This window comes from Myxococcales bacterium, assembly GCA_022563535.1.
In the GTDB taxonomy this organism is placed as follows: domain Bacteria; phylum Myxococcota_A; class UBA9160; order UBA9160; family UBA4427; genus DUBZ01.
Map to the genome: position 1 here is coordinate 48,981 of JADFNE010000001.1, position 11,641 is coordinate 60,621.

The window sequence follows — 11,641 nt, forward strand, 5'->3', positions numbered from 1 at the left end:
ATACGCGCAAATGGTGTGGCGGAATCAAGTTTCACGTAAATCGCTGCGGCAATTATTTTCTGGGACAAATCAATTGGCAAAGTCCGGGGTTTTGCGGTCTCTGTTCGATGTGCGACCGGATGAACGGCGCATCGCTGCGTTGATGTCCAGCTTCTTCTTTCTGGTGATTACTTCCTTCTGGATCTTGAAGCCGCTAAAGAAGATGCTCTTCATCGGCTACTACGCCGAGCCGGGTTTCGACCTCTTCGGTTCTCACTTTGTGGCTTCAGAAGCGGAGCAGCTGGCAAAGGTGCTGAACATGTTCGTCGCGGCCGTGGCGGCGGCCGTCTTTTCGATTTTGTCTCGCCGCTTGCGACGCGAGCGGCTCACCTACGTGTTCGCGATCTTCTTCATCGTCGCGTACGGGATCTTCGCGATGGGTCTGAGAACGCTCACCGGTCCTGGGGTCTGGAGCTTCTATCTATTCGGCGATCTGTTCAGCACGCTGATGGTCGCGACGTTTTTCTCTTTTCTGAACGACAGCGTTTCTTCGGGGGCAGCCAAACGTCTCTACGGGGTGATCGGATTTGGTGGCGTTGCCGGTGGGGCATTCGGCTCGAGCGTGGTCGCACTGTGGATTAGTTCGCTTTCGCTCGCAGGCTGGCTCGTCGTCACAGCGGCGATTGGTGGCGCGATCCTGCTGGTCGCCCGGGCGGCGGCCAATTCAATACCCGACGACGGATCGGCAAGCAACGCCCCGAGCAAGGCTAAAGCAGCGCCTGCCTCAGACGTCTCGGCCTCTGCATCTGCGGGCAATGCGGCTCTCGCGGGAGCGCGACTCGTCTTCGGTTCGAGTTACCTGCTCTCGATCGTCGCGATGGTGGCTTTCTACGAAGTGGTGTCCACGGTGGTCGACTTCCAGTTCACCAGGGCGATCATTTCGTTCTCTGCGGACGATGCCGCGCGCAATCAGAATTTCGCCACGGTCTATGCCGCGACCAACTGGCTTTCGATGTTCGTGCAACTTTTCTTGACGAGCTTCGTCATGCGTCGCTTCGGGCTCGCCACGGCACTGATGGTCCTGCCGTGCACGATTGCACTCGCGTCACTGGGTTTCCTTTTAGTTCCGACGCTTGTGATGGGAGGTCTGCTCAGTGTCGCCGACAACGGTTTCAGCTACTCGATCAACCAGTCGTCGAAGGAAGCTCTCTATGTACCGACTACAGTCGAAGAAAAGTACCAGGCGAAGGCTTTCATCGATATGTTCGTTCAGCGCTTCGCAAAGGCGTGCGGTGTGGGCTTGAATCTCGTGGTGGCGAACCTGGTGCACGGGGTGCCAGGGATACGGGCGCTTACCTTGTTAGTACTTCCGGTTGTCGGGCTCTGGGCCTTCTTTGCACTCAGAGCGGGCAGAGGCTTCAACGAACTCGAGAAGAAAAGGCGTCAAATCCAGAAGATTAAGGTCGGCTGATTCAGCACAATGGACTCCCGAATATAAAGGACATCGGATGTTTCCTCTGCGCGTCGCTCGAGGCGCTGTTTCCGTTTGCATCGTTGCGTTTGTATCCCTCGTTGCGAACGCAGCAGCGGACATTGACCCTGCGGAACGCGTGAGCGTTGCGGCGAGCGAACGCTACGAAGCGGGCCGTGTCTACCGCTTTGCCATGGGCGGGGGCTATCGCGATCTTTGGGAAGTCGAAGTTCCGTTGCCGCTCCTCGATCTGGCGAAAGAGGGCGGGGGTCTGGTTCCCACCCGTCGTTTCGGCGGTTTGCAGACATCCGTACTGGGTTTCAAGGGTGCCGATGGTCGGATCTACAGTTTCCGCGGGACGGACAAGGATCCTTCTGCGGTGCTTGACTCACTGCTCCACGACACTGTCATCCAGACCATCGTGCAGGACCAGATGGCAGCGCAACATCCGGCGGGCCCGCCGGTGGCCGGTGTGTTGACGGAAGCGGCCGGCGTTCTCACCATTCGCGAGCGCATGGTGGTGATGCCCGACGATCCGAGGCTCGGAAAGTTTCGCAAAGAGTTTGCGGGCATGGTGGGGACGTTCTTCGAGTATCCCATGCCCGGATCCGGAGGCCGCGAGGGTTTCCACGGCGCCACCGAGATCATCGATCACGACGAACTCTACACCCGACTTTCGCGGGACAACAAAGACGAAGTGGACGTAGAGGCGTTCTTGCGGGCACGACTGCTGGACATTTTTCTCGGAGACTTCGATCGACATCGCAAGCAGTGGCGCTGGGCAAAACTTCCCGGAAACCCGCGCTGGCAGCCGATCCCGGAAGATCGGGACATGGCCTTCGTGCGCTACGACGGTGTGGGCCCGAGGCTCGCAAAAATCTACATTCCGATCCTTCAGCGCTATACGGCGGAGTATCCGTTCATCAAGGGGTTGACCCTGCACGGTTGGGAGCAGGATCGCTGGTTGTTGCCGCGGTTGTCCTGGCAGGACTGGGAGCCGATCATTGCCGACATCGGGGCGCGCATCACCGACGAGACGATCGATCGGGCGATCGCAAATCTGCCGCCCGAATATGCCGCCATCGATGGAGCTCGACTGCGCAGCGATATCGTGGGCCGTCGCGACAACCTCCCCGAGGTCGCGAGACGTTTCTACGAACATCTGGCCGGAAAGGTCGACATCCAGACATCGGACGCGGCTGATCATGTGAGCGTGCAGCGACGTAAAGATGGACGCATGCTGGTAGAAATTCGCGAGCAAACGGAAGGCGGCGCCCTCGGACGGGTTCACTTTCGGCGGGAGTTCATACCGGCCGAGACGAACGATGTGCGTCTCTATCTACGCGGCGGCGACGATACCGTTCGAATTACCGGGGGCACGGGTTCGATCCGCTTCCGGGTGATTGCAGGGGACGGCAAAAAGCGAGTCGACGACAGCGAGGGGGGTAGGACGCGAGTCTATGCCTCCGATGGCCGTTTGGATGGCCATGCCGATGGCAACATCGAGGTTGCAGCCGGAGGTGGTACAAAGGTCATCCGCGACGACTATGTATTGCCACCGTCCGATTCCGGATTCGTGGACGTGGAGAACGTGCCCCCCCGCGACTGGGGGACCGACACGATTCCGCTGCCCCAGTTGGGCTACGAAAAAGACGTCGGCTTCTTCCTCGGCATGGCAGCGGCCCACACCCGCTATGGCTTCCGAAAGCACCCTTGGAGCAGCAAGCACAGCTTGAGCGCGGGCTATGCGACCGAGGCCGCGAAGGCCCGGGTTCGTTACCGCGGAAGGTTTCGCCCCGAAAATTCGCAGCTACTGGCGGAGCTCGACCTACAATACTCGGGAATCGAAGTGGTGCGCTTCTACGGCTTCGGGAACAAGACCAGCGACAAGGGCGAAGACAAGTCCTTTCGCGTTCGCAACGAGCAACTCCGCGTGTTCCCGAGCATTAACGTTCCGATGTTCGATGACAAGCTCAAACTCTCAACGGGTCCGGTCCTGCAGTATTCGAACACCTCGAGTGGAGATCGTAAGATCGACGAACTCGCGCCCTACGGAGACGGTCACTTCGGTCTGGTAGGGGTCAGGGCCAATCTGCAGTACGACACGCGCAAATCGATCGCGACCGAGCATGAAAAGTTGGAGATGCCCTTTCGGGACAACCCGGCGGCGGGCTATCCCACATCGGGTTTCTTCGTGGATGTGGGCGGGAGCTTCAGCCCGCCGGTCTGGGACGTGGAAAAAAGCTATGGGACGATCCACGGGTCGATCTCGGGATACCTGAGTGTGGGTAAAGAGGCGAAGGCCACTCTCGGTGTTCGCTTGGGCGGCCAGGAAACGTGGGGGCGACTTCCGTATTTCGATTACGCCTATATCGGCGGAGGCCGTTTCTTCAGCGGCACCGCGACCAATCGCGGTTATCGATCGCGGCGATTCGCCGGCAACTCCTCGCTCTATATGAATACCGATTTGCGGGTCGTTCTCGGCCGGGTGAAGCTGATCGTTCCCGGAGACGTTGGGGTCCACGGTTACTTCGATGTCGGGCGGGTCTTCCTCGATGGCGAGTCTTCCGATAAATGGCACACGAGCGGTGGTGCTGGGGTCTGGTTCTCACCGCTCGTACGGACGAACACAATCAGCCTCTCGCTGGCCAACAGCAACGAAGAGACGCTCATTTACATGCGCGTCGGGTTTCACTACTAATTCGGGAAGTAGGGAAAGAAAGGTCGAATTAATGTCTGTCTCCCTAGACAAGTGTTTTTCCCCGGGAACTCTTGCGGGTTTGCAACTCTCGAATCGTGTCATCAAGGCGGCGACGTTCGAGGGGATGTGCCCGGGTGGTGTTCCGAGCGAGCGCCTGTTCGCTCATCATCGCGGTGTGGCGGAGGGTGGGGTGGCGATGACGACCCTTGCCTACTGCGCCGTGGAACCCGATGGCCGGGTCAAGCGCGAAATGATGTACATGCACGAAGGCATCCGACCGCAGCTCGAACGTCTGGCGCGGGAAGTACACGAAGCGGGTTCGCTGCTGTCGGGCCAAATGGGTCATTGCGGCAATTTTTCGCAAAACGCGGACTTTCAGGGCAAGCGTCCTCTGGGTCCTTCTCCCATGCTGAATATGGGTGGCCTTCCCTTCGGCATCCCGTTCGCCGGAGCGATGCGTCACAGTGACATCGACCGGCTTGTCGGTCTGTTTCGCGAAGCGGCGCTGTTCATGAAATCCGTGGGCTTTGACGCGGTGGAAATTCACTTTGGTCACGGTTATGGCCTGAGTCAGTTCATCAGCCCCAAGACGAACAAACGCAGCGACGAATACGGCGGCAGTCTGATCAATCGGATGCGCCTGCCCCTGCGCGTGCTCGAGACCGTGCGCGAAGCCGTGGGAGACGCGTTTCCGATCCTCGGAAAAATGGGTCTGACCGACGGTGTGAAGGGTGGTTTGAAGGAAGATGAGGCCATCGAAGTCGCTGCACTTCTCGACGAAGCGGGGATTGACGCCCTGATCCCGAGCGGGGGTACGAGCAGCATGAATCCCATGCTCTTGTTTCGCGGGGACAGTTTAAAAGATGGTCTGCTCGAGCAAGAGACGAACCCGTTCATGCGATTGGGCCTCAAGTTGGTGGGTTCGAAACTGTTCAAGGAATATCCGTACAGAGAACTCTACTTCCTGGAGGGCGCAAAGCGCGTTCGCGATCGGATCAAGCGCGCAAAGGTCGTCTACGTCGGCGGCGTGAGCACCCTCGAGAGCATCGAGATCGCCATGCAAGAATTTGAATTCATTCAGATGGGCCGCTCGCTCTGGAAAGACCCCGCATTTGTGAACCACGCCAAGGCCAACCCCTACTACGTCAATCACTGCAATCATTGCAATCGCTGTGCGACCCTGATTGGTCATCCGGACGGCGTCCGCTGCGTACTGAACGATTGAGCTTCTCGTTGTAAGCGAAGTCACAACGTTCGAGAAGGACGTTTCCGCTCCCCTCATCCAGTGAGAGATCCCCGCCTGGGCGCGACGGGCATGGGCGGTTTGCCGTGTAGCTCGTCAGCAAGATTCGGAGATTTGAACGGTCTAATCTAAGAGTCACTTCCTCGGGGTGTTACACCTCAAGGAAAGTCTCAAGATGAGCAAAGAACGAAAGCAATCTACCGAAGCCGCAGTGCGGGAGATCCACGCACTCGCTATCCGGCGTTGTCCATCCACATCACGAGGGGCAGGAGCCCGTACGCCGCGAACAGCGAGAATGCGAAAATGGCGGTTGCCCCGCGGAGTATCCAATTTTGAACGCGCAGCCGCTTGGCGTCCAGGATGCTGCACGAGCTGGCGTTGCGGAGACGTCGCACCTGCCACCACGAGTATCCGAGCGCTGCGGCGGTGAAGCCGAAGGTCGCCAGCTTGTACTCCGAGAGCGCCACCAACCATGGGAGCGCCGATGCCATGGAAGCCACAGCGCCACCCGCACCCAAGGCCACCAGGGTGATAGGGAGCGCGCAGCAGGTGGTACCGAGCAGCGTCATGCCGACGGCAGAAAACACACTTGCCCCGGCGCCCTGGGCGGTCTCTTCCAGCTCTTCTTCCAGCTCATTCTTCCTCAATTCGCTTTCCATCAGAACGCCACTCCCAGTCCCACATTGACTTCGGTTCCGTAGCTTACTTGCGTACCCCGGGCGTATTGATAGACCGGGATCTTCACGTCCGCGCGTATCATCAGGTTGTTCCAGTAGCCCACTAGAACCGGACCGAGGGAAATGCGGCTTCCCCCGGTCGTACCTCCCGTGTCGCGACCGCTGCCTTCGTGCCGCACAGACAAATCTCCCATCAAGAAAATTCCCAGGTTGCGATAGTTGTCGTGGTAGGGATGGATGCCAATGTTCACGTCCAGGCCAACTTCATCGCCGCGGTTCATGCCCCGATCTCCCTTTGCATTGTGCCAGTAGAAGAGGTCGTAGAATTGGTAGAGCTGGCTCGTCTCCCTGCTGAACGAAGTGCTGACCCCAACATCCCAGCTGCCGTCGCCCACCGGATAGCCGGCATTCGTCGATCCCGTGGGCACACGAATGCTCGGGGTCACCCCGATGTTCCCGGTGCTCTCTGCGCGGTTGAAGTAGTGCTTGAGCTGAAGACCGAGTATCGAATCTCCGATCCCACTCCCGGTCTGGGTCGTGGGAGCACCGCCCGAGCTGGAAACGCGTCGCTGATCGACCCATGGAAGCTTCGCGGTCAGCCTCAGTTCTCGTTTGAAGGTGTAGACCCCTTCGAGCCAGGTGGTATTCACGGTCCGCTTGCGACCTTGGGTATTGGCGACTTTTTTGTCCCCGCGCAAAAGCGAGTTTGAAAAACGGTGCTCGTTGCGAAGCTGGATACCCCATCCCCCCTGCCAGCGAGGGGCCATGTCCATCACGGGCTGGTGCGCCTGGCCCGTCGTTGCCCCGCCCGCTGCGATCAGCAGCGCGAGGGTAAAAGTTTTCAACCAGCGACTATCCATTCGTACCCTCTGTGCGCACGGGGTTCGACTTGGAGATCACTCGGTCAATCGTCACCTTCACCGGTTCGGTCTCGTCCAACTCCAGAATCTGGCTCGCTTCGAAATGGGCTTGTACCACGACGTTGGCCTGGTCGGTGATTCCCGACAGGTCGGTATCGCTGATCGCAAAGACCTGACCGCTATTGGCATCTCGCAAGAAAAGCGCATCGCCCGCTTTTTCCAGTTTCCCTTCGGGTCGCACATGGATGGTGATCGGGTCGTAGCCCGCCTTTTTGATTCGCCGATAAATCTCGTGAAACGGAATCTTCTCACCCGGTTGCAGGGCAATGGTGATCCGGTGCGTCTCGACGTCAACCAGCACACCATTGCCAAACTCGGTCTTGTTCAGACCGTCGAGCTTGGACAACGCCTTCTCTGCGCCATATGCACAGAAGGAACAAACCACCCCGTTGACCTGGATGATGGTCTGGTCCCGCTCGAGGACGACGGGGCTTGCGTCGGCGAACGCCATCTTCGTCGTGAGTAGTAGTGCTGCGATAAAAATGATTTGCTTCATTGGTTTCCTCTGTTTAGTTCTATTTCTTGATGCGGTACGCGACCGTGTTCTTCGGGTGGTCATACCAGCCCGGGTCTTCGTAACTCGAGATGTCATCTCGTACCTTGACGGTGGTGAACATCCCGCCCATTTCGATGTTTCCGAATGGACCACGACCCATCATCATGGGGAGCGTGTTGCGGGGCCCCGGCATGTGCATCGAGTGATCCTGGTGCTCCGCCATGCCTTTCTCGCCCATCGCCATGTAACCGGGCAGGAGTTGCTGAATTTTGCTCTCGAGGCCGCGCTGATCGACCCCGAGGTTGTTCGGGATCTCGTGACCCATCGCGTTCATGGTGTGATGCGATTTGTGGCAGTGAAACGCCCAGTCTCCCGGCACGTCGGCGACGAACTCGACATCTCGGGTGGTTCCAACCGGCACGGCCACGGTGGTTTGCGGCCACTGGCCGGCTTCGGGAATTGAGCCGCCGTCTGTACCGGTTATCTTGAACGCGTAGCCGTGTATGTGAATTGGGTGCTGATCCATGCTCAGGTTCCCGATCCGGATGCGGACACGATCTCCGGTCTTGATCACGAGCGGGTGGGTTGCTGGAAACACCTTGCTGTTGAAGGTGAAGATGTTGAAGTCGAGCATGACCGAAGGATCGGGGCGGTAAGTGCCGGGGTGCACCGCCCATTCGTGGGTCATGAAGGCAAAGTCGCGGTCTACCCTCGCTGGCGTCTTTGGGTGAATGATGAACATCCCCATCATGCCCACCGCCATCTGCACCATCTCGTCCGCATGGGGGTGGTACATGAACGTTCCGTGTTGGCGGAGCGTGTATTCGTAGACGAAGGTTTCGCCCGGGGCGATATGGGGTTGGTTGAGTCCCCCGACTCCGTCCATCCCGTTGGGCAGGAAGAGTCCGTGCCAGTGAATGGTGGTGTGCTCAGGGAGTTTATTGGTGACGAAGATCCGAACCCGATCTCCTTCGACAGCCTCGATCACGGGGCCCGGTGTCATGCCGTTATAGCCCCAGGCCTTGACCGTCATGCCCGGAGCAAACTCGTGATCGATCGGCTCGGCGGTCAGGCGGAACTCTTTGACACCCCCATTCATCTTCCAGGGCAGTGTCTTGCCATTGGGCACGATCACCGGCTTGTAGCCTTTGGGTTGCGCAGAAACCCCTGGCAAGCTCGGTGTGTCGACAGCCGCAGCGCGCCGCGACGACAACAAGCCAGCGCTTCCCGCGAGAAGCAGTGAAGATAGAAATTCGCGTCTACTTGCCATGTTCTACTCCGTCTTTCAGTCGTTCGAGGTACGTCAATGGTTGTGGTGTTGATGCGGCGCGGGGGGATTGGGTTTCGAGTCTGGCATCGCATGCCCCATGTGTTCGTGCATCGGCGCTTGCATTTCCTGTGGAGTCGCCGGCTCCGAGTCAATTTCGTCCGTTGTTGTGACAGGCAACGGCCCGCCGAGCGCGCTTGTCAACATTGCGCGTGATGTCCAGTAGTCCTTCAGTGCTTCGACATAATCTCGGTACGCAGCGATTTCGTCTCGCTTGGCGCTCAAGAGTTCAAAGGCACCGACGAGCATGAAGTTGAATTCTTGCTGGGTCAGTTGAACGATTCGCTCTCGCAGGGGAATGACCGTGTCGAGGTAGCTTTCGCTCAAGGCTCTGGCTGCCCGCAGCGCTTCGCGCTGAACGCGAACGTCGTGTCGAATATCGAGCAAAAGCGCTTCGTGTGCCCGCTTGCGCTCGCGCAGCATGGATTCGAAGCGAGCCACCTGCACTTGCCCCTGGTCGAAGATCGGGATCTCGAGTGCAAGTACCGGCCCCACGACCCAGCCGCCTTCAGTCTCCCTCTCCGCACTGACGCCCACTTCAACGAAGGGAATCCAGCGATACAAGCGCGCCGCGGAAAGCGCCCGCTCGAAGGCGTCAATCTCCAACTCGAGCGCTCGCAGGTCGAACCGATTGCCGATCGCATGAGCTTCGAGTCCTTCGACTACGAGCGTCTCGCGAGGTACTCCGGGGAGCGTCTCCGGAGTCTCGAGCGATGTGTTGTCGCTGAGCCCGAGCAGGCGAATCAATCGCTCACGAGGTGCCGCGCTGTTTGCCTCTGCAATGTCCCGGGCCACTCGGGTTTCTTCATAGAGTGCGCGTTCCCGAGCAAGTTCGAGGTCACTGATATTGCCAGCCGCGTGGAGCCGAGCGGCGTATTCACTGGAGGCAGCGGCGGCTCGCTGGGTGGTGCGGAGCACCGAGAGGAGATGCCGCGCCGCGACGTACTCGTAGTAGGCTTCTCGCACCTCGGAGGCGACATCGAGCACCCGATGTGAGACGCGAAGCCGCGCCTCGTGAAATTGCATGCTCGCGATTTCTTTTTTGGAGCGCAGCGTCAGAAGTTGAAGCAGGTTCTGGGCGATGTCGAACTCGAGGTTCGTCCCCGAGAGCGAGCCGATGCCAAAGCGAGGTGCTGCGACGAGCACCGGGTTCTGCAAAAGCCCGGCAGCAATGAGATCGGCTTGTGCGACGCCGAGCGATTCGTAACTGGCCTGCAGGTCGGGATTCTGAAGCAGCGCAATCTGCACGGCGGTGTCGGGCAGCAGAACATCTTTCAATAATTCGGCCACCCGCGCGCGAATCGCCGCGTCCTCTGCGGCATCTTGTTGCCAACTCAACTCGTAGCCAGTGCGCTCGGCGACGTCCTGTTCGATCTCTGAAAAGCCGCCGCGCGGTGGAACACTCACGCACCCGAGGGCAGCTGCTACGAGCAGGCCCAAGCTGAGAATGGAAGCGACGGACGACGCGTGTCTACCAGGCATAATGGTCAATTCCGTATAGAAGCGATCCGCCGAGGAACCCGGTGATGGTGACGAGGGCCGCGCCGGCGAAGAGCACCGAGCGAAAGCGACCACGCAATTCGTCGGACCGGGTCAATTGCGTCGAAACGAAAAGCAGGACGCCGGCCCACAGCGCGGTCGCGGTTCCGAACCAGCGATGGGCGGTCATGACCCACTCGTCGTCGACGAACTGGAAACCGGCAAAGAACCAACCGAGCGGCGCGGTGGCCAACGCGGCGCCAGCGCCAAGCCAGACCGAGAAACGCGCGGCGTGGTCATATTGCACTTTTCCGGTTCGCATGAAGAGCAGTTCTGCGAGTGCAGCTGCAGCCAAAAGAGCGATCGGGAAGTGCGTGAGCGGTGGATGAAACTTACCCAACCAGGCGAGCAGCTTGGGTACGTTGCTCTCGCGTGCGCCAGCTTCTGTTGGCTCGACATCATTCTCTTCAACTTCATTCCCCACAGTCAAAGCGTGATTGGAATGGTCATGCTGCTTTGTTGCCGGGTTCTCAGCGATCTCTCTGGGAGCAGGGGCCACTGGCGCATGCGTCTCATGCAGCGAAGCAGACTTGGCAGCTTCTTTTGCCGCATCCTCGTGCGCCTTGTGGGCTGATGCTGACGCTGGAGCGAAAAGCAGCAGGCTCAACGCTGCCCCCATGGCCATCGTACGAATCGCTATGTCTGTCACAACCGATCTCCCTGAAACACAAATTCCCCGCGCGCGGCAAAAGCGCAACGCAGACATCCCCGGCGAACTGGGCAGCGAGCGTTTGGACTGAAGAACAGTCCCATGCGCGCAACTAGCCGCATCGCCGTGGGGCTTGGAAGTTTCGGAAGATCAGATGATGAGGATTGCGTTGAGCAGAAGAATGTCGGGCGGTGGAAGGTTCGCCGACGCGGTGACTGCGCGCACAAAGCTCGCTCGCGTGGCGGTCAGCCAATGCGCAGCGAGGGGAGTTACATCGAGGGACACAATGTTGAGTGAAGTACCCGCGTCAATAATGATCGCGTCGTACGCGAACTCGCAACAACTTGCCTCCGAATTGGGCACTTCTGATGGCACCGAATCGGAGCTGTGTTCGTGACAGGGGGGCAGCGCCTGGTCGACGGATGCCGCATCGGCTGCGGGGCTCTGTAGACATGCCAGGGCGCAAATCGGGACTTGAAGCCCGAACAGGGCTGCCACGGTTGCTATGAGCCAGATGCGCTGTTTCATTGATCCCGCCATTTGCAAAAGCTTACCGAGTCATCTCCCATCGGCCAGTCGCCAGGTTCAATGATGCTCAAATTGGGCAAATGGTTCCCGAATTCATTGCTCGGCCTTGCA

10 protein-coding genes are annotated in these 11,641 nt (G+C 59.1%); 3 read left to right on the forward strand and 7 right to left on the reverse strand.

What is annotated here, in order from left to right:
* Positions 1–73: 73 nt before the first annotated feature.
* From IH881_00150 to IH881_00160, 3 genes are read left to right on the forward strand one after another with little or no spacing between them, the layout of a single operon-like run.
* The gene (locus IH881_00150; GenBank protein ID MCH7866076.1) at positions 74–1,450 is read left to right on the forward strand and encodes a hypothetical protein; all 1,377 of its coding nucleotides are present in this window, start codon (positions 74–76) and stop codon (positions 1,448–1,450) included.
* Between the two features lie 37 nt (positions 1,451–1,487).
* A complete protein-coding gene (locus tag IH881_00155) occupies positions 1,488–4,151 on the forward strand; it encodes a hypothetical protein (protein MCH7866077.1) in 2,664 nt (887 codons plus the stop codon).
* Positions 4,152–4,182: 31 nt separating this feature from the next.
* Entirely contained in the window at positions 4,183–5,376 is a 1,194-nt protein-coding gene (locus IH881_00160; GenBank protein MCH7866078.1) for an NADH:flavin oxidoreductase, read from the forward strand.
* A 251-nt stretch (positions 5,377–5,627) separates the two neighbouring features.
* On the opposite strand, the gene IH881_00165 is transcribed toward IH881_00160, so the two are convergent.
* The 7 genes from IH881_00165 to IH881_00195 form a co-directional block, all read right to left on the reverse strand.
* Positions 5,628–5,963 carry a hypothetical protein gene (locus tag IH881_00165; protein ID MCH7866079.1) on the reverse strand — a complete coding sequence of 112 codons (336 nt, stop codon included), beginning with the start codon at positions 5,961–5,963 and terminating at the stop codon, positions 5,628–5,630.
* Positions 5,964–6,052: 89 nt separating this feature from the next.
* Complete coding sequence (locus tag IH881_00170; protein ID MCH7866080.1) at positions 6,053–6,931, reverse strand: transporter; 879 nt, start codon at positions 6,929–6,931, stop codon at positions 6,053–6,055.
* The gene (locus tag IH881_00175) at positions 6,924–7,487 is read right to left on the reverse strand and encodes a heavy-metal-associated domain-containing protein (protein MCH7866081.1); all 564 of its coding nucleotides are present in this window, start codon (positions 7,485–7,487) and stop codon (positions 6,924–6,926) included. The genes IH881_00170 and IH881_00175 overlap by 8 nt, the downstream gene beginning before the upstream one ends.
* Positions 7,488–7,506: 19 nt before the next feature.
* Positions 7,507–8,757: a copper oxidase gene (locus tag IH881_00180; protein MCH7866082.1), complete on the reverse strand. Its 1,251-nt coding sequence runs from the start codon at positions 8,755–8,757 to the stop codon at positions 7,507–7,509.
* Positions 8,758–8,790: 33 nt separating this feature from the next.
* On the reverse strand, positions 8,791–10,296 hold the full coding sequence (locus tag IH881_00185; GenBank protein MCH7866083.1) for a TolC family protein: 1,506 nt from the start codon (positions 10,294–10,296) through the stop codon (positions 8,791–8,793).
* Complete coding sequence (locus IH881_00190) at positions 10,286–11,002, reverse strand: hypothetical protein (protein MCH7866084.1); 717 nt, start codon at positions 11,000–11,002, stop codon at positions 10,286–10,288. Before IH881_00190 ends, IH881_00185 begins: the two co-directional genes overlap by 11 nt.
* A 150-nt stretch (positions 11,003–11,152) precedes the next feature.
* Positions 11,153–11,530, reverse strand: a complete 378-nt coding sequence (locus IH881_00195) for a hypothetical protein (GenBank protein ID MCH7866085.1) — start codon at positions 11,528–11,530, stop codon at positions 11,153–11,155.
* Positions 11,531–11,641 lie beyond the last annotated feature (111 nt).